A 24,318-nucleotide genomic window follows, 5' to 3' on the forward strand; every position below is an offset into this window, starting at 1 on the left:
GTTCCCGGTCGAGTCGAACCCTGCACGTTCAGGGCGCGGGGCAGAGCGGGATGCCGTCGATGCGGTCGCCTTCGAGAGGCGTGCCGCCCAGGGCAGCCACCACGCGGACGGCACGGTCCCAGTAGCGTGCGTAGTGGTACGGGTCCTTGTTGATCTGCGTGCGATGGGCGACGAGCGTCGGCTCCACCGCGGCCCGCTCGGGTACGCGATGCGCCATCGCCCGGTAGAAGACGGACGCCGCCGTGTAAGGATCCAGCCGCGCCTCGCGGGGTCCCCAGGAGTCCTGCTGCTGGAACAGGCCGATGGACGTGGTGCGCGAGCCGTCCGGGTTGGTGACTCCGCTCGTCTCCCAGTCGCCGTAGTCGATGTTCCGCAGCGACGACTCACCCATCGCGGTCATCACGGCGATCGTCTGGTCGCGGGCGTCGAATCCGAGGTCGCGGCCTGCGGTGAGGATCGTGCAGGCGTGCGAGAGCTGCTCGGGCCCGTATCCCGCGATCCCGGGCGCCACGATCGCCGGCGGCAGCAGCGGCACGTCGGGGCCCGCACCGCCGTCGTCCGCCGCGAACGCCTTGCCGAACGCGCCCGCCAGGGCACCGGCGCCCACGAGCGCGGCGGCGACGATCGCCAGCGAGACGGTCAGCGCCAGCACGACGGCGGCACCGGTGCGGGCGGTGCGACGCCCTCGACGCGTGGACCGCTTCGCGCGGCGGCGTGCAGTGGACGTCTTGCCCCGGGGCGACGTCGGCGTCCTGGTCGCTTTCGAGGCCGTCGTCCGGCGCGCGGGACGTCGCGACGGTGCGGGGCGGCGAGCAGGCATCGGCGGTTCGCTTTCGGTCACGGGGCGCGCGGGCGCTCGTTCAGCATAGGCACCGATCGCGGGTCGCGGCATCCGTCGTCCGACGCCAGAGGGCCCCGGTCGGGCAATGACCGGGGCCCTCTCGGTGCCGGAAGCGTCAGACGCCGAAGTACAGCTCGTACTCGAAGGGGTGCGGACGCGCGTTGAGCGGCTGGATCTCGTTCTCGATCTTGTACTCGATCCACGTCTCGATGAGCTCGGGCGTGAAGACGCCCCCCTTCAGGAGGAACTCGTGGTCGGCGCGCAGCGCCTCGAGCGAGTCGAGCAGCGAGTTGGGCACCTGCGGGATGTTCCTAGCCTCCTCGGGGGGAAGCTCGTACAGGTCCTTGTCGACCGGCTCGTGCGGCTCGATGCGGTTCTGGATGCCGTCGAGGCCCGCCATGAGCTGCGCGGCGAAGGCGAGGTACGGGTTGCCCGAGGCATCCGGCGCGCGGAACTCGATGCGCTTGGCCTTCGGGTTGGACCCGGTGATGGGGATGCGGATCGCCGCCGAGCGGTTCCCGGCCGAGTACACCAGGTTGACCGGCGCCTCGTAGCCCTTCACCAGGCGCTTGTAGGAGTTCAGCGTCGGGTTGGTGAACGCCAGCAGCGCGGGGGCGTGGGCGAGGATGCCGCCGATGTACCAGCGCGCGGTGTCGGAGAGCTGCGCGTAGCCCTTCTCGTCGTAGAACAGCGGCTTGCCGTCGAGCCACAGGGACTGGTGGGTGTGCATCCCGGAGCCGTTGTCGCCGAACAGCGGCTTGGGCATGAAGGTCGCGACCTTGCCCCACTCGTTCGCCACGTTCTTGACGATGTACTTGAACTTCAGGATGTCGTCGGCCGCGTGCACCATGGTGTCGAACCGGTAGTTGATCTCCTGCTGCCCGCCGGTGCCCACCTCGTGGTGCGCGCGCTCGAGATGGAGGCCCGACTCGATGAGGCGCAGGCTGATGTCGTCACGCAGGTCGGCGGTCTTGTCGACCGGCGAGACGGGGAAGTAGCCGCCCTTGAAGGGGGTCTTGTTCGCCAGGTTGCCGCCGTCCTCCACGCGTCCGGTGTTCCACGCGCCCTCCTCGGAGTCCACCGAGTAGAAGCTCGCGTTCTGCTTCACCTCGTAGCGGACGTCGTCGAAGATGTAGAACTCGGCCTCCGGGGCGAAGAAGGCGGTGTCGGCGATGCCGGTCGAGGCGAGGTACTTCTCGGCCTTCTTGGCGACCTGACGCGGGTCCTTCGCGTAGATCTCGCCGTTGCGCGGGTTGTAGATGTCGAACACCATCACCAGCGTCTTGGCCTCGCGGAACGGGTCGAGGTAGGCGGTCGACACGTCGGGGATGAGCTGCATGTCAGATTCGTGGATGTTCGCGAATCCCCGGATGGAGGAGCCGTCGAACAGCTGGCCCACCGTGAAGAACTCTTCGTCGACGGTGGAGGCCGGGATGTTGAAGTGCTGCTGCACGCCAGGAAGGTCCGTGAAACGGATGTCGAGGAACTTGACGTCCTCATCCTTGATGTACTTCAGCACCTCGGATGAATCTTTGAACATGAAGACTCCAGAGGTAGGGCATTCGGAACCGCCCGTGCGGGTCGGGCTTGCTGGCAAGCTACCCAAGGGGGATTGCCCGACAGTATCACTCGTGTTTCGGGCATGTTACGGGCGCCTGGATACGCTGAAGGGGTGACCGCGAGCACCCAGGACTACCCCGGAGAACGCCTCGGACTGCCCCGGGAGGGCGCCGGATCGATCGGCCGGCTCGGCCGCCGGGTGGGGGCGCTGTTCATCGACTACGGCGCGGCGTACCTCATCTCCGGCTTCTTCGGGTGGGATCCGCTCGCCATCCTCGCGCTGTTCGCGGCGATTCAGCTGGTCTTCCTCCCGACGCTCCAGGGGAGCCCCGGTCACCGGCTCTTCGGGCTGCGGCTGATGCGCCTCGACGGCGCGTGGGTCGGCCTATGGCGTCCCATCGTCCGCACGGCGCTGCTCGTCGTGGTGATCCCGGCCGTCATCTGGGACGCCGATCAGCGCGGACTGCACGACAAGGCTGCCGGAACGGTCCTCGTCCGGTCCTGACGGTCCGCGGCGGCGAGTCAGCGCGGGCGCGGCGCCCGCACCTTCGTCGGGTCGATGCCCTTCGGGATGGGCAGCGACGACAGCGTCTGCGACACAGAGTCGATGCGCTTGATGACCGCCGCCATGGTCGCGCGGTCGATCTTCTTGGGGAGCGCCTTGATCGCGGGGGCGAGCTTGCCGATGGGGACCTCGCCGTCTCCGTGGCCGACGTAGAACACGGTGACAGGCACACCGGCCGCGACCCGCTGCACCTTCGCACGCTCGTCGTTGACCAGGCGCGTGAGGCGGCCGCGCGCGCCCTCGCCGACGATGACGACGCCGCCGCGACCCACCGCCCGGTAGACGGCCTCCTGCGTCTTGGGGTTGATGCCCACCGGCATCTCGCTGGCAGACCACTTGCGACCCAGCGAGGTCGACAGGACGTGGCCCGTGGCACCGGGCATGCCGTCGATCTTCTTGTACATCGCGCGGGTGGACAGACGGGTCATCGTCATCATCGAGGCCAGCACGCCGAGCATCAGGCCCGTCAGGCCCCACAGGATCACGCTCCAGATGGCGACCGGCGGGATCAGGAATCCGATCGCCACACCCACCGCGATGCCGAGGAGCAGGACGCCGATGAGGAGGAACGGCAGCCAGCGGTACTCCTTCTGCGTGAAGGTGTAGAGGGTGCGGATCTGGGAGAAGAAACCAGGGCCCTTCTCGGGGGCGGAGCTGCGGGCGGCCATAGCCTCCAGCCTACCTTTCCGCGCGTGGATCCTCGGCTCCTCCCCATGGGCGCCCGACCGCCGTTCTTCCACAGACGCCGCCAGACTCGCCCTCCCCGGCCGCCGGCTCGCCCACGCTTGGGTGCGTGGAGACGGAAGACGCACCTCTGGGCCAGGCCTATCGGGCCGTACGGGCCGTGCGCGCCCCTGAGGACGGCCCGTGGCCGGGTGTGCTCGTGCGCACCGCCCCCGGGCTTTCGTCCGTCCTCGTCGACGCGGAGGTGCTCGGCGAGCGCTGGGCGGGATGGGATGCCGGCGGTGAGGGGCACGTGCTCGCGCCGATCGATATCGCGCGACGCGCCGACGGGCACGACGCGGTCCTCCCGGTGTGCCTGGAGCGACTGGACGACTTCATCCGACGGCGCGAGGCGCGCCTGCCTCTCGGGCCGGGCGAGGCGGTGACACTCGCGGTCAGCGTCATGCGCGGGTGTGCGGAGCTGGCCGGCTCGCCCGACATCCGCGGTGAGTGGTGGCTCGACGACACCGGACGCCCGGTGCTGGCGACGGATGCCTCGGAGGAGCGCGTACGGGATGCGTCGGCCGCGCTCCTCGACCAGGTCACGGTTGCACCGGTCATGAAGCGAACGTGGGACACCGCGGTGCGGGCGATCCGCGCCGACCGGTTGTCGACGGTCGAGCTGGAAGCGGCTGAGGAAGCCCTGTTCGCCCTCGCGGCAGCCGAGCCGCTGGTGACGATGAGCCTGCACCCGCGACGAGCGGCCGAGGGCGCCTCGGCGACGAACGCCGGGGGCCACCGCCGCATCGTCGAGGAACCGCCAGCGCGATCCCTGTGGCAGTCGCTGCTGCGCGGTGTCGACGACGAGCTCGCCGACACGGTGTCGCGCGCGACCACCGGCGTCTGGCGACGGCTGAGACCCGCGGACCGGACGGGTCGCCGCCCCTCCCGTCGTGCGCCGTGGCTCGTGGCCGGCGCCGTCGGAGCCGCCGTGCTGACGGGCGGTGCTCTGTGGCCGACCGCGAACGGCATCAGCACCGCCGGGCCCGCGGCGACGGCGCCCGTCGCGTCGGACGGCGACCAGACGGCGGTGACGCCCGATCCGCAGGGAGCGGGCGGCGGTGAGGGCAGCGGGCTCGACGCCGGCACCGCACCCGTCACGGCCGCCGCCGACCTCGCGACCATCGCAGCCGGTCTGCTGGACGCCCGACGGGAATGCGACGACGAGGCCGCCTGTGTTGCCGGGGTCGCCGTCGATGGCGCCTCCGTCGTCGGCGGAGCCGTCGACCTGCCGGCTCAGGAGCGGACGGTCACGCTGCTCGACGACTTCGGCGACCTCGCGGTCGTTCGCGTCGATCCACGCGACGGCGCGGGGCCGGCCCAGCTGGTCGTGATCGTGCGTCAGGACGCCGGATGGCTGCTGCGCGACGTCCGTGACGTCGCGCAGCAGCCATAGACGCCGGGGCGGCCCCCGATCAGATGCCGAGCTGGCCCTCGAACTGCGCCGCCTCCAGGCGCGACTTCACGGCACCCAGGAACCGCGCGGCGTCGGCCCCGTCGATGACGCGGTGGTCGTAGGAGAGCGCCAGGAACACGTAGGAGCGCACCGAGATGGCGTCCTTGCCGTCGACCGTCACCACGCCCGGGCGCTTGACGACGACCCCGGTGCCGAGGATCGCGGTCTGCGGAAGGAAGACCACGGGCGTGTCGAACAGCGCACCGCGCGAACCGGTGTTGGTCAGCGTGAAGGTGCCGCCGGCGAGCTCGTCGGGCTTCAGCTTGTTGTCGCGGGTCCGCGCCGCGAGATCGGCGATCTCGTGCGCGATCTCGGCGAGGTTCTTCGTCGCCGCGTCGCGCAGCACCGGCGTGAGCAGGCCGCGCTCGGTGTCGACGGCGATGGAGAGGTTCTCGGTCGCCGGATAGACGATCTGGTCGCCGTCCACGGTCGAGTTGATGACCGGGTACGCCTGCAGCGCCTCCGCGGCGGCGAGGGCGAAGAACGGCAGGAAGGACAGCTTGTCGCCGGTCTTGGACTGGAACTCGCCCTTCACCTTGTCGCGGAACGCCGCGAGCTTGGTGACGTCGACCTCCACGACGGAGGTGAGCTGCGCCGTGGACTGCATCGACTCGACGGCCCGCTGGGCGAGGACCTTGCGAAGCCGCGACATCGGCTGGGTCGTGCCTCGCAGCGGCGACACCTCCAGCGGCGCAGGCGCCGCAGGAGCGGCCGCGGCCGGCGCCTCGGCCGGAGCCGACGCCGCCTCCGCGGCCTTGAGCACGTCCTCCTTGCGGATGCGGCCTCCGACGCCGGTGCCCTTGACTGTCGCGAGGTCGACGCCCTGCTGCTGGGCGAGGCGGCGGACCAGCGGCGTCACATAGGTGACGCTGTCGTCGTCCGCGAGCGAGGGGGCGGACGCCGGAGCCGCACTCTGAGCGGGCGCGGGGGTCTCCGCCGGGGCGGGAGCCGCGGCCTGTGCCGGCGCCTGCGCGGGCGCCGGCGCCTGAGCGGGCGCCTCGGCGGCGGGTGCGGGGGCTTCGGCCGGTGCCGGTGCGGGGGCCTCGGCCTGTGCCGGTGCGGGGGCCTCCGCCGGTGCCGGTGCCTGTGCCGGCGCGGGAGCCTCCGCCGCCGGCGCGGCCCCTGCCTCACCGATGCGGGCGAGGGGCGAGCCGACCGCGACCGTCTCGTCCTCCTGGACGAGGATCTCCTGCAGCGTGCCGGCGAACGGCGAAGGGATCTCGGTGTCGACCTTGTCGGTCGAGATCTCGAGGAGCGGCTCGTCGACCGCGACCTCGTCGCCGACCTGCTTCAGCCAGCGGGTCACCGTTCCCTCCGTGACGCTCTCGCCGAGCTCGGGGAGGACGACGTCCTTGCCTGCGGCAGCGGGTGCCTCGGCGGCCGGCGCGGCTGCCGGTGCAGCCTCGGCCGGCGCGGGAGCGGCGGCGGGCGCTTCGGCCTGGGCGGGCGCCTCAGCAGGGGCGGGCGCTGCGGCCGGTGCGGCGTCCGCGGGGGCGGCAGGGGTCTCGGCGGCCGCAGCCTCGGGGGCGGGGGCTGCGTCGGAGCTGCCGGAGCCGTCGCCGATCTTCGCCAGCACGGCGCCGACCTCGACGGTCTCGTCCTCCTGCACGAGGATCTCCTCGATGACACCGCTCACGGGCGAGGGGATCTCGGTGTCCACCTTGTCCGTGGAGATCTCGAGCAGGCCCTCGTCGGCCTGAACGGTGTCGCCGACGTTCTTGAGCCAGCGGGTGACCGTTCCCTCGGTCACGCTCTCACCGAGAGCGGGGAGGACCACGGATGTGCTCATGAGGAAGTCTCCTTCTGCAGGTATATCGGATCTAGCTTAGTGATGGCGGGCGGTTCGGAGGGTCAGAGGGCATGCAGCGGCTTGCCCGCCAGAGCGAGGAAGGCTTCGCCGAGCGCCTCGGACTGCGTCGGGTGCGCGTGGACGAACGGGGCGATGTCTTCGGGGTGCGCCTCCCAGCCGACGGCGAGCTGTCCTTCGGTGATCAGCTCACCGACACGGTCTCCGATGAGGTGGACGCCGACGACCGGTCCCTCCTTCACGCGGACGACCTTCACGAGCCCGCCGGTGCCGAGGATCTCGCTCTTCCCGTTGCCGGCGAGGTTGTACTCGTACGACGCCACCGCGTCCCCGCCGTGGGTCTCGACGGCCTGCGCCTCCGTGAGCCCGACCGAGGCGACCTCGGGGTGGCTGTAGGTCACCTTGGGGATGTGCGCGTCGGGGATCGCGACCGGTGCAAGACCGGCGATCTCCTCCGCGACGAAGATGCCCTGCTGGAATCCGCGGTGCGCGAGCTGCAGACCCGGGGTGATGTCGCCGACGGCCCACACGTGGGGCACGGCGGTGCGCAGGCGCTCGTCGACGCCGACGAAGCCGCGGTCGATCACGACCCCTGCTTCCTCGTAGCCGAGGCCGGAGGTCGCGGGCCCGCGGCCGACGGCGACCAGCAGGTAGTCGGCGGTGATGCTCTTGCCGTCCTCGAGCGTCACCGTCACGGCATCCGAGGTCTGCGTCGCACTCTGGAACCGCACTCCGAGCGAGTACTGGATGCCGCGCCGTCGGAAGGCGCGCTCCAGACCCTTGCTCAGCGCGACGTCCTCATTGGGGACGAGATGATCCAGCGCCTCCACGATCGTCACGTCGACGCCGAAGGAGCGCCACACGCTGGCGAACTCGACGCCGATGACACCGCCGCCCAGGATGACCGCACTGGCGGGGATCTCGTCGAGCTCGAGCGCGTGCTCGCTCGTGAGGATCCGTCCCCCGACCTCGAGTCCGGGAAGCGTCCGGCTGTACGAGCCCGTTGCGAGGACGACGTCCGTGCCGCGGTAGCGATCGTCGCCCACGCGCACGGCCGGCCCCGCTTCCAGGCGACCTTCGCCGCCCACGACGGTGATGCCCCGCGCCTTCACCAGGCCCTCGAGGCCCTTGAACTTCTTGGCGACGATGCCCTCGCGGTACGCCCGCACCCCCGCCGGGTCGATCCCGTCGAGCGATGCGCGGACGCCGACCGAGGCGGCATCCCGCGCCAGGTCGGCCACCTCGGCCGCATGCAGCAGCGCCTTGGTCGGAATGCAGCCGCGGTGCAGGCACGTTCCGCCGACCTTGTCCTTCTCGATGAGGGCGACGCTCCTGCCCAGCTCGGCGGCGCGCAGCGCGGCCGCATAGCCGCCGCTGCCACCCCCCAGTACGACGAGATCGAAGGTGTGGTCGGTCATCGTGCCTCCTCATCGAGGTCGTCAAGGACGAAGCGGACCAGGCTGCGCACGGTGGCGGCGGTCGGTCCCTTGTCGGTGTAGCCGTACGGCGCGCCCTTGTGGGTCCCGCTGCCGGCGATGTCGAGATGCACCCAGGGGATCCGGGGAGCATCGGCGTCGTCGGCGGTGCGGCCGACGAAGTGACGCAGGAACAGGCCTGCGAAGAGCGAGCCGCCTGCAGGGTCGCCGATCTTGGCGTTCTGCAGGTCGGCGAGGGGGGAGTCGAGCTCCTCGATCATGTGGGCGGGAAGCGGCAGCTGCCACGCGGGCTCGCCGGCTTCGGAGGCGGCGGCGAGGTAGCGGGCGACAGCGTCGTCGTCGCCCATGACGCCGGTGTGGCGGGTTCCCAGGGCGATCAGGATCGCACCGGTGAGGGTGGCGACGTCGACGATGACATCGGGATGCTCGCGACTGGCGGCGGCGAGGCCGTCCGCCAGGACGAGGCGGCCTTCCGCATCGGTGTTGAGCACCTCGACCGTCGTCCCGTCGAGCATGCGCAGCACGTCGCCGGGGCGGGTGGCGCGACCGGAGGGCATGTTGTCGGCGAGACACAGCCAGGCGGTGACCTTGACGGGTGCCGAGACGGATGCCACGGCCCGCAGCACGCCGAGCACGGTCGCGGCACCGGCCATGTCGTACTTCATTCCCACCATGGAAGCCGCCGGCTTCAGCGACAGGCCGCCGGTGTCGAACGTGATGCCCTTGCCCACCAGCGCGACGTGCCGCCGCGCGTCCTCGGGGGAGTACTCCAGGCGGACCAGGCGCGGCGGCCGGTCCGAGCCCTGCCCGACGCCGAGGATCCCGCCGAAGCCCTGCTCCGCGAGCGCCTCCTCGTCGAGGACGTCGACGGTGACGGGCAACTCTGCGACGGCCTGGGCCGCACGGTCGGCGACGTCCGCGGGACCCAGCCATTCGGCGGGGATGTTCACGAGATCCTTCACCAGCGCCACCGACGCGGCCGTCTCGACCACGAGCCGGAGCGCCTCGTCGTCGCTGTCGGCGGTGCCGTGGACGATCACCTTCGAGGCGCGCGGCTTCGGCGCGTCGGACTTGTAGCCGTCGAAGCGGTAGCCGCCGAGCGCGGCACCCTCTGCCGCCGCGATCCACGACGCCGGATCGGCCAGCGGCGCGGCCACCGCGACGCTCGCGAAGCCGGTCAGCGAGCGGATCGCCGCCCCGACCGCGTCCCGCACTGCCGCGGCATCCGGATCGGCGCCCGTCCCGACGACGGCCAGCGGCAGCGAGGTGCTCTCAGGGGCGTACACCCGGACGAGGGCGCCGGGCGAGCCGGTGAACCCGACTGCGGACAGCGACTCGCGGAGTCCCGGCCACTCCGCGAGCTGCGGCGGGCCTTCGGCCTCGAGAGGAGGCAGGGCGAGGAGGATGGCGTCGGCTTCGGACTCTCGGACGGGTGCGGTGCGGTATTCGAGGTCGGGGAACGACATGGACTCCATCCTAGGTTTCGATGCCCGTTCGCCCGTTGCACCCGCCTCGAGGGGCAGACGGATGTTCGCTCTGAGCGCGACCGACGCGCCCCGGCGTCGGCGGCCTGCTCGTAGCATGGGAGCATGCCTTTTCCCGGCCCGCTGTTCGAGCGTGCGGCCTCCGCGCCGCCCGTCCCGCGCGGACTCCCGCTGGTGATCGCCCTCACCGGGTTCACGGACGCCGGAAGCGCCGTGGGCCAGGTCATCGAGCACTTCCGCGACGAGCTGTCGCCGTCGCCGCTGGCCGTCTTCTCGAACGACGTGCTGCTGGACTATCGCGCGCGCCGGCCGATCGTGGCCTTCGAGAAGGACCATCTCACCGACTACCGCCCGCAGCGGCTGGAGCTGTCGTTCGCGCACGACGCGCTCGGCCAGCCGTTCCTCCTTCTGGCCGGCTACGAGCCCGATTTCGCATGGGATGCCTTCGCCGCGGCGGTGCTCGATTTCACCGAGGCATACGGCGTGTCGACCGTGACGTGGGTGCACGCCATTCCCATGCCGGTTCCGCATACCCGGCCGATCGGCACGACGGTCAGCGGCACGCGATCCGAGCTCACCGAGGCGCACTCGGTGTGGCAGCCGCATACGCAGGTACCCGCCACAGCAGGCCACCTCCTCGAGTACCGCCTCGCTGCGGCCGGCGTGCGCATCGCCGGCTTCGTCCTGCTGATCCCTCACTATCTCGGCGACACCGAGTATCCGGCGGCGGCGCTCGCGGCGCTGGACAGCCTCACGGTCGCCACCGGGCTGGTGTTCGCGGGTGACGACCTGCGCGAGGAGAACCGCGAGTACCTCGAGAAGGTCACCGAGCAGATCGAGGGCAGCGACGAGCTCGCCCGTATGGTGCAGGGCCTCGAAGAGCGCTACGACGCCTATATGGCGGGATCGACGCTCGCCACGCCGATGATCCACACGGGCGATCTGCCGAGCGCCGACGAGCTGGCGGCCGAGCTCGAGCGCTTTCTGGCGTCGCGTCCCGGCGACGACGACAAGCGCGGCAGCTGATCGGTCCCGCCACAGCCGAGGCGGAATGCCGCGCGGCGACGGCGTGTTGATGCTGGGGATGGAGGTGTGCCGCACGCCGCAGGGCGATGCTGGCGGCGCACGGCAAGTATGCGATACTAGACGCTCTGACCCGTTGTCAACCGTCTTCGTCGGCCTGCCTGCCGAAGATGTGGACTTGACAAGGGTCTTACTAGTGTCCGAAACCGACCGGAGACGCGCACGGCGCGTCGACCGGTGAAAGGCGAAACGTGACTCCAGGCACGAAGACCAAGGCTCCCTCGGCCGCGAAGGACACCGAGCCGGACGAGAAGAAGGCTTCGGCGGCGAAGAAGGCCGCAGCACCCAAGACCGGCGCGAAGGCGAAAGCCGCGCCGAAGACCGCGTCCAAGCGCGCGAAGAAGTCGGACGAGGAGTTCGAGGACGACGTCGAGGAGCTCGACGACGACGTCGAACTCGAGGCCGATGCCGTCGACGTCGACGACGCCGACGAGGAGCCGGGCGACGCAGCCCCGGCCAAGACCGACGGCAAGGCCCCCTCCGACGACGCGAACGCGACGGATGAGGAGGAGGACGAGGAGAGCACGAAGCCGGCGTTCACCGAGCCGCTCCCGACCGGCGCGATCGTCATCTCGTCCAGCGACGAGGACGACGTCCCCGTCTACTCGACGCAGATCACCGGCGCGACCGCCGACCCCGTGAAGGACTACCTCAAGCAGATCGGCAAGGTGCCACTGCTGAACGCGGCCGAAGAGGTCGAGCTCGCGATGCGCATCGAGGCGGGCCTGTTCGCCGAAGAGAAGCTGTCGCACATGTCGGCCGCCGAGAAGACGTCGCAGCTGGGACTGGACCTGCAGTGGGTGGCTCGCGACGGCCAGCGCGCGAAGTCGCACCTCCTGGGCGCGAACCTGCGTCTGGTCGTCTCTCTCGCCAAGCGCTACACCGGGCGCGGCATGCAGTTCCTGGACCTCATCCAGGAGGGCAACCTCGGTCTCATCCGCGCGGTGGAGAAGTTCGACTACACCAAGGGCTTCAAGTTCTCGACGTACGCCACGTGGTGGATCCGTCAGGCGATCACCCGTGCCATGGCCGACCAGGCGCGCACCATCCGCATCCCGGTGCACATGGTCGAGGTCATCAACAAGCTCGCCCGTGTGCAGCGCCAGATGCTGCAGGACCTCGGGCGCGAGCCCACGCCGGAAGAGCTCAGCCGCGAGCTCGATATGACGCCCGAGAAGGTCATCGAGGTGCAGAAGTACGGCCGCGAGCCGATCTCGCTGCACACGCCTCTCGGCGAGGACGGCGACAGCGAGTTCGGCGACCTCATCGAGGACACCGAGGCGGTGGTCCCCGCCGATGCGGTCGGCTTCACGATGCTGCAGCGCCAGCTCGAATCGCTCCTGGACTCGCTCTCCGAGCGGGAGGCGGGCGTCATCCGCATGCGCTTCGGTCTCGGCGACGGTCAGCCGAAGACGCTCGACCAGATCGGCGACACGTTCGGGGTCACCCGCGAGCGCATCCGCCAGATCGAGTCCAAGACGATGGCCAAGCTGCGGCATCCGTCCCGCTCGCAGTCCCTCCGGGACTACCTCGAGTGAGCGAGGCGAACGCCGGCAAGGCACTCACCGTCCAGGTCGAAGGCTCGTCGTTCGCCCGCATCCCGATCCGCACGCGGGTCGTGATGCCCGGCGACGACCTCGACGCGTTCGTCCGCGAGTACGCCGCGGAGGTAGTCCGATCGGGCGACCTGCTGTTCGTGACCGAGAAGATCGTGGCGATCACTCAGGGCCGCTCGTACCTCGTCGAGGACATCCAGCCGCGCAAGCTGGCGTTCTTCCTGTCGAAGTACGTCACGCGCACGCCGTACGGGATCGGCCTCGGCATGCCCGAGACGATGGAGATGGCGCTGCGCGAGTGCGGCACGATCCGCATCCTCTTCGCAGCCGCGGTCTCGGCCGTCACGAAGCTGTTCGGACGCAAGGGCGACTTCTACCGCATCGCCGGCGACCGGGCCCGCGCGATCGACGGCCCCACGTCGGGCACGATCCCGCCCTACAACAAGGCTGTCGTGCTCGGCCCCGAACGTCCGCGCGAGGTCGCTCAGCGTCTCAAGGCCCTCCTCAACGGTGTGCCCGAGGTCGCGGTCGTCGACATCAACGACCTCGGGGGCAACGTGCTCGGCTCGACCGTCGACAAGGCGGAGGAGAAGCGCCTCGTCGCGATCCTGAAGGACAACCCTCTCGGCCAGGGGCATCAGTCCACGCCGATGGGCATCATCCGCGCAGTCTGACGCCACCCCTCATACGCGGAAGGCGCGGCACCCGAGGGTGCCGCGCCTTCTTCTATCGGGGTCTCGATACGCGGGCTCGTTCCTCGCGCGCTACTCGACCTTGACCCGGCACGCATCAACGCTCCTTCGTCGCATTGATCCGCACCGCGTCAACGTCAGAACCCGATCGCGGCACGGTAGCGCGGCTTGTGACCGGTGCGGATGCCGGTGACGCTCGGCTTGTTCTCGTAGACGCCGGCGCCCCAGTTTCCCTCGACCAGCACCGGTCCGTCGGGGGAGACGACGATGTCCCATCCGACGTACTGCACCTGCGGGACGACTCGCGCGACCCGGTCGACGAACTCCTTGACCTGGTCGACCATCGGCAACTGGAAGTCCGCGATCACGAAGCCGCTGTCGGGGTGCTTCTCGTGCACGTGCCCATGCGAGTCGTATCCGGGTCCCACGGCATGGCCGTCGTCGTCGAGCATCGTGTAGAACCCGCCGAAGGTCATCTGGTCGCTGACCGCGCCGCGCCCGAACTTCTGCGCCATCGCCAGGATGTGGGTCCTCTCGCCGTCGAAGAAGGCGGTCACGCGCGTCGTGTTGACGGTGCCGGGGCAGACGGCCGCGAGGTCCTCGTGCTGGCGGATGACCTCCTCGATGAGGAGCTCGCCGCGAGCGAGGAGTCCGCGATGGAACTCCTCCCAATCCGACACCTCGGCGGCGTGGTAGCGGTGCACCCCGGTCCCGGCCTGACCCACCGGCTCCTTCGTGACGATCGTGCCGTGCTTCTCGGCGAACGCGCGCACGGCGTCGGCGTTCCCCTCCTCGACGACCATCCAATCGCGCCGCAGGAACTCGCTGAAGGTGCGGTCGAACTCCACCTTGTCCTGGAACAGGCCGCGATAGTCGGGGTGGTCGTACTTCTGCGAGAGCTCGTTCGAGACCGGATGCGTCATGTACGTCGCCCGCTCCGCACGGTTGAGGATCGCGAAGTCGTAGTCGACGTAGTCCTGGAAGCCGACCTGCCGGAAGCCGGCCGACCAGAGCATGTCGACCACCACCGCGGGGGTCCACTTGCCGTGCGCGTGCGCGGTCTCCTTCGCACGCTCCAGCACGGAGCCCACATCGATCCGGCGGATCCGCCAGGCGAGGTAGCGAAGACGGTTCGAGAGGGCGAGGCCCTGAGAAGGCATGCGTGCTCCGGGGTCGGGATCGGGGGACCCCGTTAGTCTAGAGGCGTGAGTTCGTCGATCCCTGGGCACGCGCTGCCGGGGGGCGGGCCACGCAGCTTTCCGGTCGCGCGCGTCTCGCGGGCCACGCTCGCCGCCAACGCCCTCGCCGCACGCGAGGGCGGTGCCGAACGCTATGCGACGGCGCTGCTGCAGGCGGATGCCTGGGGCCACGGGGCCGACAGCGCGCGGGCGGTCCTCGACGAGCTGCAGCTCACGCCCGCCGAGGACGACGCGCCCGCCGACACCGCGGAGGTGCTGTCGCCCGCTTCCTTCTTCGGGCTTCCCGGCGCGCCCACCGGGGCGACGCCGGCGCTGCGGCTGACGGGTACCGTGCTGTCGGTCAAAGACCTCCGCGCCGGAGAGGGCGTGTCGTACGGATTCGCGTTCCGGGCACCGGCCGACACCCGGATCGCTCTCGTCACGGGCGGCTACGCGCAGGGCGTCGTCCGCGAGCTCGGCGGTGCCGTCGACGTGGCGATCGCGGGGCACCGGCACTCGATCGTCGGACGCGTGGCGATGGACGTCTGCGTCGTGGACATCGGGGATGCCGCCGTCCGACGCGGCGACGAGGCGCTCTTCCTCGGCGATCCGGCCGCGGGGGAGCCGTCGCTGGCGGACTGGGTGCGCGTCACCGGGCTGCATCCGGGCGAGCTCGTCACGACCGTCGGGCTGCGGGCATCCCGCCAGGAGACGCCGTGACCCCGGCGCTGCACGTGGACCTGCGCGCCCTCGTCGCCAATCTCGCGAGGGTGCGCGAGACGGTCGCTCCCGCCGAGGTGATGCTCGTCGTGAAGGACGACGCGTACGCGCACGGCCTCGTCCCGGTCGTGCGCGCCGCGGCAGCTGCCGGAGTGAGGTGGTTCGGCGCGTTCGACGCGCGCACCGCCGGCGCCGTGCGTCGACTGCTGGGCGACGACGTCCGCGTGTTCGCCTGGATCGCGGCCTCGGACGCGGAGCTGCGTGCCGCCGCGGAGGCGGATGTCGACCTCGGTGTGGGAGACGCGGATCTTCTCGAGGACGCGGCGGCCGCGGCGCGCTCCGTCGGCCGGACCTTGCGCGTGCATCTCAAGCTCGACACGGGGCTGCACCGCAACGGCGTGCGTCCGGAGGCGTGGCCGGGATTCGTCGCACGGGCGGCGGAGCTGCAGGCTGAGGGTGCGATTCACGTCACCGGCGTCTGGAGCCACATCGCCGAGGCGTCGGACGCCGAGGACGACGACGCCCGTGCGCTGTTCGCACGCGGGGTGCGTCAGGCCCACGAGGCCGGGCTGCGTCCGGCCCTGCGCCATCTCGCTGCCAGCGCCGCCTCCTTCGCGCGCCCCGAGTTCCGCTACGACATGGTGCGGGTGGGCGCCTTCTGCTACGGCATCCGCTCCGCCGGAGGTCCCGCCGCCGAACGGCTCGGGCTGGCGCCCATCGGCCGGCTGGAAGCGCAAGTCACCAGCGTCGAGGGCGGCGTCGCGCGCGTCGGGATCGGCGCGCTGCACGGGCTGCCCTCGCGCCTCCAAGGGCGCGCCACGGTCGGCACGCCCGCCGGCCCCCGGGCCCTCCTCGCCGTCGAGGGGAGCGAGTCGCTCGTGGAGTCATGGGGCGGCGCGGCGATCGGCGACCGTGTGACCGTGTTCGGTCCGGGATCAGACGGCGAGAGCTCGGCGACGGATCTCGCCGAGCTCATCGGCACGATCGGCGAGGAGATCGCCGTGCGCGTGTCACCGCTCATCCCGCGTGTGTACGCGGGGGAGTGACGTCGTGCTCAGTCAGCCTCGGACAGGCGTGCCGTCTCGTCGTGCCAGGTGGTGGCGACCGCGCGCAGCTTCTCTTCGTACTTGCGGCCGTGATGTGCGCAGAAGAGCAGCTCGCTGCCGTTGACCTCGGCGGCGATGTAGGCCTGAGCGCCGCAGGAGTCGCATCGGTCGGTCGCGGTGAGGCGGTGTTCGAGGACGGCGCCGTTCTCGGTCGGTGTCGAAAGCGTGGTCATCTCGGTGCCTCCTCGTATGCGTAGAACTCCGTAGCGGTCATGAAATACAACCACGCCCGCGTCTGAGAATGCCCGGAACGCGACACATTTCGCTGAGCGCGTACGCGGGCCGGGCGCCGGTGCGTGTCTGCGCGGGCGTGACGGGCGGCCCGATTACGATGGGAGATTGTGACCGCCGAGTACTCCGCCCACCATCTCCAGGTCCTCGAGGGGCTGGAAGCGGTCCGCAAGCGCCCCGGCATGTACATCGGCTCGACCGACGCGCGCGGGCTCATGCACTGCCTCTGGGAGATCATCGACAACTCCGTCGACGAGGCCCTCGCGGGCCACGGCTCGCGGATCGACATCGTGCTCCACGCCGACGGCAGTGTCGAGGTGCGCGACCGTGCCCGCGGCATCCCGGTCGACATCGAACCGCGCACCGGGCTGTCGGGTGTCGAGGTCGTCTTCACCAAGCTCCATGCCGGCGGCAAGTTCGGCGGCGGCTCGTACGCCGCGTCCGGCGGCCTCCACGGGGTGGGGGCATCCGTCGTCAATGCGCTCTCGGAACGGCTCGACGTCGAGGTCGATCGCGGCGGCAAGACCTGGGCCATGTCGTTCCATCGCGGCGAGCCCGGAGTCTTCTCGAACGGCAGCCCCGACTCCGCATTCACGCCGTTCGAGGAGCGCAGCGAGCTGCGCGTCGTCGGGAGGGCCGCCAAGGGGGTCACCGGCACGCGCATCCGCTACTGGGCCGACCGCCAGATCTTCACGAAGGACGCGGCCTTCAACCTGCAGGAGCTGGAGCAGCGCGCGCGGCAGACGGCGTTCCTCGTGCCCGGCCTCGAGATCGTCATCCGCGACGAGCGCCCCGGCACCGAGACCGGCGAGCCTGTCGAGACCAGCTACCGCTTCGACGGGGGGATCTCGGAGTTCGCCGACTTCCTCGCTCCCGATTCGGGGGTGACCGACACGTGGCGCCTCACCGGCTCGGGCACGTTCACCGAGACCGTCCCGGTGCTGCAGGCCTCCGGCGCGATGGTCCCCACCGAGGTCGAGCGCGAGTGCCACGTCGACATCGCCGTGCGCTGGGGGACCGGCTACGAGACAGTGGCGCGGTCGTTCGTCAACATCATCGCCACGCCGAAGGGCGGAACGCACCAGCAGGGGTTCGAGCAGGGCCTCATGAAGGTGCTGCGCGACCAGGTCGCCCAGAATGCGCGCCGCCTCAAGGTCGGCAACGACAAACTCGAGAAGGACGACATCCTCGCCGGCCTCACCGCCGTCCTGACGGTGCGTCTTCCCGAGCCGCAGTTCGAGGGGCAGACCAAGGAGGTGCTGGGCACGCCGGCCGTCCGCCAGATCGTGTCCACCGTGGTCACGCGCGAACTGGCGGCCCGGTTCTCGTCACCCAAGCGCGATGACAAGGCGCAGACGTCGCAGCTGCTGGACAAGGTCGTCTCCGAGATGAAGGCGCGCATCTCGGCGCGCACCCATAAAGAGACGCAGCGCCGCAAGAACGCGCTCGAGTCGTCGTCGCTGCCGGCGAAGCTCGCGGACTGCCGGTCCAACGACGTCGCCGAATCGGAGCTGTTCATCGTCGAGGGCGACTCGGCGCTCGGCACGGCCAAGCTCGCCCGCAACAGCGAGTACCAGGCCCTGCTGCCGATCCGCGGGAAGATCCTCAACGTTCAGAAGGCGTCGGTCAGCGACATGCTGTCCAACGCCGAGTGCGCCGCCATCATCCAGGTGATCGGCGCAGGGTCGGGCCGCTCCTTCGAGCTCGAAGCAGCCCGGTACGGCAAGATCATCCTGATGAGCGACGCCGACGTCGACGGTGCACACATCCGCACGCTGCTGCTCACGCTGTTCTTCCGGTACATGCGCCCTCTCATCGACGAAGGCCGGGTGTTCGCCGCGGTGCCGCCGCTGCACCGCGTGGTGATCATGAACCCCGGCTCGAAGCCCAACGAGACCGTCTACACGTACTCCGAGGCGGAGCTGCACGGCCTGCTCTCCAAGCTCACGAAGGCCGGGAAGCGCTGGCAGGAGCCGGTGCAGCGGTACAAGGGTCTCGGCGAGATGGACGCCGATCAGCTCGCGACCACGACGATGGATCGCGCCGGCCGCACGCTGCGGCGGGTGCGGATGGAGGACGCCGAAGCCGCGGCATCCGTCTTCGAACTCCTCATGGGCAACGACGTCGCGCCGCGCAAGGAGTTCATCATCGACTCGAGCGACCGTCTGGCCCGGGAACGCATCGACGCCTGACGCGCGCCGGATCCGGATCAGCGGATGCCGGTGCCGATCGCCCCGATCACGCCGTCGAGCGCGGTGCCCGAGGCGTCGCGCTTGGCTCCGGACGCGGGCAGGGTCCTGACCGAGCCATCCGGACCGACCGCGCGTGGCTCGGTGCCGACCCAGGCGAGGTTGATCGCGTCCTCTCCCTTGAGGAACCGCTGAGCCCGAACCCCGCCGGTCGCGCGTCCCTTCGCCGGGAACTCGCTGAACAGCGACACCTTGGCGCTTCCGGCGTCGGTGCCGGGGATCGCCGTGGTCGATCCGGCGACCGTGACCACGACGGCGTCGAACTCGGACGGCCCCACGACGTCGAAGGCGATGACCTGGGCGTCGTCGGCGAGACGCATGCCGGCCATACCCCCGGCCGAGCGGCCCTGTGGGCGCACCGACGAGGCGTCGAAGCGCAGGAGCTGGGCGTCGCTGGCCACGAACACGAGCTCGGCGCCGTCGGAGGCGGGCGCGGCCCCGACCACGCGGTCGCCCTCCTTCAGCGCGATGATCTCGATGTCGTGCTTGCTGCCGAGCTCGCCCGCCGCGACGCGCTTCACGACGCCCTGAGCCGTGCCCAGCGCGATGGGCGGGGAGCCGTCCAGCGGCACGATGGCGACGACGTGCTCGCCGCCGCTGAGCCCGAGGTACTGGTCGCCGCGGGTCCCCGCGGCCAGTTGCACCGAGTTGCCCGGCACCGACGGCAGGTCGACCGGCGAGAAGCGGATGAGCCGGCCGCGGCTCGTGACGGCGCCGAGGTCTCCTCGGGTCGTCGTGTCGACCGCCGAGCGGATCGCGTCGTGCTTGGACCGGCGGGCGGGCGCCACGACGCCACCGCCCGGCGCGTCGGCGACGAGCTCGGCGCGCACCATACGTCCGGTCGCCGACAGGAAGACTCGGCACGGCGCGTCGGCGATCTGCAGATCCGCCGGCGCCGCGGCCGCCCGCGAACGCGGCTGAACCGGACCGCCGTTGAGGAGGAGCGTGCGTCGCGGTGTCCCGAAGGTCTCGGCCGCGGCATCCAGCTCCTTCGCGACCCGCGCGCGCAGCAGGATGTCGCTGCCGAGGAGCTCCTCGAGCTCGGCGATCTCGCGCTTGAGGTTGTCGCGCTCGGCCTCCAGCTCGATGCGGGAGAACTTCGTCAGGCGCCGAAGCCGCAGCTCGAGGATGTACTCGGCCTGCGGCTCGGAGAGATCGAAGACGTTCATGAGGCGGCCGCGCGCCTGCTCGCCGTCGTCGGAAGTGCGGATGACCTGGATGACCTCGTCGATGTCGAGGATCGCGATGAGCAGGCCCTCGACCAGGTGGAGGCGCTCGTTGCGCCGCGCGAGGCGATACCGGCTGCGGCGGGTGACCACGCTGATGCGGTGATCGAGGTAGACGCGCAGCAGCTCGCGCAGGCCGAGGGTCTGCGGCTGGCCGTCGACCAGGGCGACGTTGTTGATGCCGAACGAGTCCTCCAGCGGCGTCAGCCGGTAGAGGTGCTCGAGGACGGCCTGCGGATCGAACCCCGTCTTGATGCCGATCACGAGGCGGAGCCCCTTGTGGCGGTCGGTCAGGTCGGTGACGTCGGAGATGCCCTGGAGCTTCTTCGCGGTGACGGCGTCCTTGATCTTCTCGATGACGCGCTCGGGGCCCACGAGGTACGGCAGCTCGGTGACGACGAGTCCGGTGCGGCGCGGCCCCAACGATTCGATGGAGACCTTCGCCCGCGTGCGGAAGCTGCCCCGGCCGTTCGTGTAGGCGTCCTTGATGCCGTCGAGTCCGACGATGATGCCGCCGCCCGGCAGGTCCGGGCCGGGGACGAACTCCATGAGCTCTTCGACGGTCGCGTCGGGGTTCTCGAGCAGGTGGGTGGCGGCGCCGACGACCTCGATCAGATTGTGCGGCGCCATGTTGGTCGCCATGCCCACCGCGATGCCCGTGGTCCCGTTGACGAGGAGATTCGGGAAGGCGGCCGGCAGCACCTCCGGCTGCTGGAACTGACCGTCGTAGTTCGGAATGAAGTCGACGACGTCCTCGTCGAGGTTCTCGGTGAGCGCGAGGGCCGGCGGTGCGAGGCGCGCCTCGGTGTAGCGGGGCGCGGCCGGCCCGTCGTCGAGCGAGCCGAAGTTGCCGTGCCCGTCCACGAGCGGCACGCGCAGCGAGAACGGCTGGGCGAGACGCACGAGGGCGTCGTAGATGGGCGCATCGCCGTGCGGGTGGAGCTTTCCCATCACCTCGCCCACGACGCGCGCGCTCTTGACGTGCCCGCGGTCGGGGCGCAGTCCCATGTCGGCCATCTGGAAGAGGATGCGCCGCTGCACCGGCTTCAGGCCGTCGCGTGCGTCGGGCAGCGCGCGCGAGTAGATGACCGAGTAGGCGTACTCGAGGAACGACGTCTGCATCTCGGAAGAGACGTCGACGTCCTCGATGCGCCCGTGATCGGCGGGTGCGGAGTCGGTGCGGGAAGCGGGCATGTGACGGTGGGGCCTCGGGTGACGGCGGGTGCGAGGTGGGGCGATCGCGGTGTGCGAGACTGGCCCCGATGTCCCTCAGCCTACCCGCGGACCCGCCTCGCGCCCGGAGCCTCACCCGTGTCGTGACCGAGATGTCGGCGGCGCTGGCGGGGGGTTCGGAGTGGTTCGCGCCCGCTCGCAGCGCCATCGTGTGGGTGCTCGACGGGCTGGGGTCGCACAACCTCGCGGCCCGCGCCGGCCACGCGAGGTTCCTCTCGGAGGCCAGGACGAAGAGGGACATCGCGCGCACGGTGTTCCCGTCCACCACCGCGGCCGCTCTCCCGAGCCTCCTGACCGGCGTGCAGCCGGGGCAGCACGGCATCGTCGGATACCGTGCCCGCGTTCCCGGGACGGACGACGTCGTCAACCAGCTCCGCGGGTGGGACACCGACGGCTTGCCGCTGTCGTTCCAGCGGGCGACTCCGCTCTCCGCGGCGCTCGGCCGGCCCTTCTTCGCCGTCTCGCGCGAGGAGTACCGGAACACGGGCTTCACCGTCGCCACCCTCGGCGACGCGGAGTTCCACGGCGCCGACGACCTCGGGGACCGGGTGAGGATCGCGGCCGACCTCGCGGCGCGGCATCCGGGCTCTCTGGTGTACCTCTACGCGCCGGATCTGGACGCGGTCGGGCACCGGCGCGGCTGGGAGTCCGACGACTGGGTCGCGACGCTGGAGTACGTCGATGCCGCCGCGCGCACCCTCGCATCCGCTGTCGACCGAGGCACCGGGGTCGTGGTCACCTCCGATCACGGCATGATCGACGTGCCGCGCCACCGGCACGTCCTGCTGGACGACGGCCCGCTGCTGGACGGGGTGCGCCTGATCGGGGGCGAGCCTCGCATGCTCCATCTCTACGCCGAGCCGGGGCAGGCCGACACCGTGCTCGACCGGTGGCGGGAGTCCGAGGGCTCCCGGTCGTGGGTGGCCTCGCGCACTGAGCTGGAGGCCTCCGGTCTGATCGGTGACGTGGCCCCCGAGGTGCGGGAGCGCATCGGCGATGTGCTGGTCGCCGCACGCTCGGGCATCGCGTACTACGACGACCGACTCGCCGACAAGGCGCCCCAGAAGATGATCGGGCAGCACGGCTCGCTGACCGACGAGGAGCGCGTGGTGCCGCTCATCAGGCTCGGCGCCTTCGCGTAGCCCGTCGGCAGGTCACTCTTCGGAACGGGCGCCGAACACGATCTCGTCCCACGAGGGCATCGAGGTCCGGCCCTTGCGGCGACCGGCCTCCGCGACGGCGGGGGAGGAGGGCTGATAATCGGATGCCGCCGGCTCGTCGCCTGGCGCGGCCTCCTCGTAACCCGGTTCGAGGGCATCGAACAGTGCGACCGGCGCGCTGCCGCGGGGGGCGGCGTCGAGTTCCTCGGCGCCGGGCAGCGGCTCGCGCTGGCCACGCCGCCGGCGCAGGGCCTCGAGCAGGTCGGCCGTCTCGGCGGAGGTCGCCGCGGGCGGGTCGCTCGCGCGCTTGATCGCCGCCTGCTGCACGGCGGGAGCGGCCGGCGAGGGCAGGTCGGGGGACTCGAGGTCGGCGTCGGGGAGCCGCCGCGGCCCGAAGGCGCCACTGTCGAATCGGGAGTCGTCCTTGGCAGGCGCGCTGTCCAGCGCACGCAGACGCGGGATCAGGCCCTCCGGGAGGGAACCCTGCCGCGACAGCTGGATCGCGTCGGAGTTCAACGGCGACAGGGTCGAGCGGCGGGGGTCGAACCCCCAGCGCGCGTCGTGGCCGATGTCGTTCGAGATGAACTCCAGCTTGACGATCCAGCCGGCCGGCTCCTTCCAGCTGGTCCATCGCTCTCCGACGGCGCCCGCCTCGGCGAGCTTCGCCCGCACGGCCGAGCCGAAGGTGGTCTGCCCGTCGCCTTCGAAGTCGCCGCCCACGAGCACCGGGACGGCGAGAGCCTGACCGACGACGTGCTCGCGCTCGGCCAGCACCGGGCCCTCGAAGCGGATGACGTCCTCGACGCGCGCGTCCAGGAGCTCGGCCACCTCGCGCGCGGACAGGCCCGACCGGATGTGGGCCTGGATCTCGCGGGGACTCGGCCGGGGGACCTCCGGCTCGCTCTCGCGCTCCCGGCGCGCCTTGCGCAGCTCCCTGCGCAGCACGTCGTCGACGTCGAGCGAGAATCTCTCGCCGGACTCGGTCGCCAGGATGAGCTTGTCGTCCTCGGTTCCGATCACCTTGAGCTGTTCCATGCGAAACGCCCCTCCGATCCTGCCAGTCGGCCCATGCTGACACAGCGGACTGCGCGCACCGGGAATATCCGACGCGTGCCGCGAGTTTCACGCGGCGACGCCCCCCGAAAGCGGCCGGATCGCATTTGCGAAATGAGGACCGGTCGTGCAAACTATCGCCGCCCGCAAGGGCCAGCGCAACCCGTGACACCCCGGAAGTAGAGACCTTCACGCATGGCCACCGATTACGACGCCCCCCGCAAGACCGAGGACGACAGCGAGTCGATCGAAGCGCTCAAGGAGCGCGTTCCCGACAAGCTCTCGGGGTCGGTCGATGTGGAGGACGCCGACAACCCGTCGGGCTTCGAGCTGCCCGGTGCCGACCTCTCGGACCTCGAGCTCGACGTCGTCGTTCTCCCGCCTCAGGAAGACGAGTTCACCTGTTCGAACTGCTTCCTCGTCAAGCACCGCTCGCAGCTCGATCACGACACCGCCGACGGTCCTATCTGCTCTGAGTGCTCCGCCTGAGCTGAGCCCGCCGCACCGCTGCGGCAAGACGATCCGGCGTCCGCGAGGAGATCACCCACGCGGTCGTCGGGTCGTCGGTGTCGGTGACGGGCACCACGACGACGCCGTCGATCCCCCCTCGGATCAGATGCCACGACCGTGGGTCCAGACCGGCTCCCCGGGCATGGCGGGCTTCCTCGCCCGTGTGCACCGCGGGCGCACCGAGGAATTCGACCCCGATGTGGGCGCGCCCCGCCCGCAGCTCGCCGTCGCGCACCTCGACGACGGGCGCGGCACCGATCAGGATGCCGACGAGCAGCACCCCGACGGCGACGCCGATGACGAGGGCGATCGTGGTGTCGACGGGAGTCAGCACGAGGGCCACCATCGGCGCGGCCAGCGCCGCCGCCACCAGGATCCACAGCGAGGGGCCGAGCCGCTCGCGGTAGCCGCCGGTCGCTCCGGCGTGACGCGCTGAGTTCTGCATTAGC

Annotated in this window: 21 protein-coding genes; 10 read left to right on the plus strand and 11 right to left on the minus strand. The window is 70.8% G+C overall.

All coding sequences use genetic code 11. The features are described 5' to 3' along the window. Positions 1–28: 28 nt before the first annotated feature. The gene (locus tag IR212_RS07785) at positions 29–652 is read right to left on the minus strand and encodes a peptidase M23 (RefSeq protein WP_228479538.1); all 624 of its coding nucleotides are present in this window, start codon (positions 650–652) and stop codon (positions 29–31) included. A gap of 304 nt (positions 653–956) precedes the next feature. Continuing rightward, complete coding sequence (gene glnA, locus IR212_RS07790; protein ID WP_194398338.1) at positions 957–2,381, minus strand: type I glutamate--ammonia ligase; 1,425 nt, start codon at positions 2,379–2,381, stop codon at positions 957–959. A gap of 132 nt (positions 2,382–2,513) precedes the next feature. Between glnA and IR212_RS07795 the strand changes: the two genes are divergently transcribed. After that, positions 2,514–2,906, plus strand: coding sequence for an RDD family protein (locus IR212_RS07795; RefSeq protein WP_228479539.1), 393 nt, complete (start codon positions 2,514–2,516; stop codon positions 2,904–2,906). 17 nt (positions 2,907–2,923) lie between these two features. Here the strand turns inward: IR212_RS07795 and IR212_RS07800 are convergent, their stop codons facing one another. After that, entirely contained in the window at positions 2,924–3,634 is a 711-nt protein-coding gene (locus tag IR212_RS07800) for a DUF4191 family protein (protein ID WP_194398340.1), read from the minus strand. A gap of 125 nt (positions 3,635–3,759) precedes the next feature. Between IR212_RS07800 and IR212_RS07805 the strand changes: the two genes are divergently transcribed. Then, on the plus strand, positions 3,760–5,085 hold the full coding sequence (locus IR212_RS07805) for a hypothetical protein (protein ID WP_194398341.1): 1,326 nt from the start codon (positions 3,760–3,762) through the stop codon (positions 5,083–5,085). Positions 5,086–5,104: 19 nt separating this feature from the next. Here IR212_RS07805 and sucB read toward each other — a convergent pair whose 3' ends face one another. The 3 genes from sucB to IR212_RS07820 all read right to left on the minus strand — a co-directional run bounded on the left by sucB (position 5,105) and on the right by IR212_RS07820 (position 9,854). Next, positions 5,105–6,934: a 2-oxoglutarate dehydrogenase, E2 component, dihydrolipoamide succinyltransferase gene (sucB, locus tag IR212_RS07810; RefSeq protein ID WP_194398342.1), complete on the minus strand. Its 1,830-nt coding sequence runs from the start codon at positions 6,932–6,934 to the stop codon at positions 5,105–5,107. Between the two features lie 62 nt (positions 6,935–6,996). After that, a complete protein-coding gene (gene lpdA, locus IR212_RS07815) occupies positions 6,997–8,370 on the minus strand; it encodes a dihydrolipoyl dehydrogenase (RefSeq protein ID WP_194398343.1) in 1,374 nt (457 codons plus the stop codon). Further along, positions 8,367–9,854: a leucyl aminopeptidase gene (locus IR212_RS07820; protein WP_194398344.1), complete on the minus strand. Its 1,488-nt coding sequence runs from the start codon at positions 9,852–9,854 to the stop codon at positions 8,367–8,369. The genes lpdA and IR212_RS07820 overlap by 4 nt, the downstream gene beginning before the upstream one ends. A gap of 123 nt (positions 9,855–9,977) precedes the next feature. Here IR212_RS07820 and IR212_RS07825 point away from each other — a divergent pair, with 123 nt between their 5' ends. The 3 genes from IR212_RS07825 (at position 9,978) to IR212_RS07835 (ending at position 13,185) form a co-directional block, all read left to right on the plus strand. Next, positions 9,978–10,898 (plus strand): PAC2 family protein, encoded by a 921-nt coding sequence (locus IR212_RS07825; RefSeq protein ID WP_194398345.1) that lies wholly within the window; start codon positions 9,978–9,980, stop codon positions 10,896–10,898. A 248-nt stretch (positions 10,899–11,146) separates the two neighbouring features. Next, positions 11,147–12,493, plus strand: coding sequence for an RNA polymerase sigma factor (locus tag IR212_RS07830; protein ID WP_194398346.1), 1,347 nt, complete (start codon positions 11,147–11,149; stop codon positions 12,491–12,493). Next, complete coding sequence (locus IR212_RS07835) at positions 12,490–13,185, plus strand: coenzyme F420-0:L-glutamate ligase (protein WP_194398347.1); 696 nt, start codon at positions 12,490–12,492, stop codon at positions 13,183–13,185. Before IR212_RS07830 ends, IR212_RS07835 begins: the two co-directional genes overlap by 4 nt. 155 nt (positions 13,186–13,340) lie before the next feature. Here the strand turns inward: IR212_RS07835 and IR212_RS07840 are convergent, their stop codons facing one another. Beyond that, positions 13,341–14,363 carry a sugar-transfer associated ATP-grasp domain-containing protein gene (locus IR212_RS07840; protein ID WP_194398348.1) on the minus strand — a complete coding sequence of 341 codons (1,023 nt, stop codon included), beginning with the start codon at positions 14,361–14,363 and terminating at the stop codon, positions 13,341–13,343. A 45-nt stretch (positions 14,364–14,408) separates the two neighbouring features. Between IR212_RS07840 and IR212_RS07845 the strand changes: the two genes are divergently transcribed. Then, positions 14,409–15,101 carry an alanine racemase C-terminal domain-containing protein gene (locus IR212_RS07845; protein WP_194398349.1) on the plus strand — a complete coding sequence of 231 codons (693 nt, stop codon included), beginning with the start codon at positions 14,409–14,411 and terminating at the stop codon, positions 15,099–15,101. After that, on the plus strand, positions 15,098–16,147 hold the full coding sequence (locus IR212_RS07850; protein ID WP_194398350.1) for an alanine racemase: 1,050 nt from the start codon (positions 15,098–15,100) through the stop codon (positions 16,145–16,147). The genes IR212_RS07845 and IR212_RS07850 overlap by 4 nt, the downstream gene beginning before the upstream one ends. Positions 16,148–16,155: 8 nt before the next feature. Here IR212_RS07850 and IR212_RS07855 read toward each other — a convergent pair whose 3' ends face one another. Further along, positions 16,156–16,380, minus strand: a complete 225-nt coding sequence (locus IR212_RS07855; protein ID WP_194398351.1) for a DUF7455 domain-containing protein — start codon at positions 16,378–16,380, stop codon at positions 16,156–16,158. Positions 16,381–16,548: 168 nt separating this feature from the next. Here IR212_RS07855 and IR212_RS07860 point away from each other — a divergent pair, with 168 nt between their 5' ends. Then, positions 16,549–18,630 (plus strand): DNA gyrase/topoisomerase IV subunit B, encoded by a 2,082-nt coding sequence (locus IR212_RS07860; protein WP_420488620.1) that lies wholly within the window; start codon positions 16,549–16,551, stop codon positions 18,628–18,630. 17 nt (positions 18,631–18,647) lie between these two features. Here IR212_RS07860 and IR212_RS07865 read toward each other — a convergent pair whose 3' ends face one another. Beyond that, positions 18,648–21,107, minus strand: coding sequence for a DNA gyrase/topoisomerase IV subunit A (locus IR212_RS07865; protein ID WP_194398352.1), 2,460 nt, complete (start codon positions 21,105–21,107; stop codon positions 18,648–18,650). A 68-nt stretch (positions 21,108–21,175) separates the two neighbouring features. On the opposite strand from IR212_RS07865, the gene IR212_RS07870 reads away from it, so the two are divergent. Then, entirely contained in the window at positions 21,176–22,288 is a 1,113-nt protein-coding gene (locus IR212_RS07870) for an alkaline phosphatase family protein (RefSeq protein ID WP_194398353.1), read from the plus strand. 12 nt (positions 22,289–22,300) lie between these two features. On the opposite strand, the gene sepH is transcribed toward IR212_RS07870, so the two are convergent. Further along, positions 22,301–23,341, minus strand: a complete 1,041-nt coding sequence (sepH, locus tag IR212_RS07875) for a septation protein SepH (protein ID WP_194398354.1) — start codon at positions 23,339–23,341, stop codon at positions 22,301–22,303. Positions 23,342–23,554: 213 nt separating this feature from the next. Between sepH and IR212_RS07880 the strand changes: the two genes are divergently transcribed. Beyond that, entirely contained in the window at positions 23,555–23,848 is a 294-nt protein-coding gene (locus IR212_RS07880; protein ID WP_127817896.1) for a DUF4193 domain-containing protein, read from the plus strand. Here IR212_RS07880 and IR212_RS07885 read toward each other — a convergent pair. Further along, a complete protein-coding gene (locus tag IR212_RS07885; protein ID WP_194398355.1) occupies positions 23,823–24,314 on the minus strand; it encodes a DUF3093 family protein in 492 nt (163 codons plus the stop codon). The genes IR212_RS07880 and IR212_RS07885 overlap by 26 nt on opposite strands. Positions 24,315–24,318: the final 4 nt, after the last annotated feature.

It is taken from the genome of Microbacterium atlanticum, assembly GCF_015277815.1.
Lineage (GTDB): Bacteria > Actinomycetota > Actinomycetes > Actinomycetales > Microbacteriaceae > Microbacterium > Microbacterium atlanticum.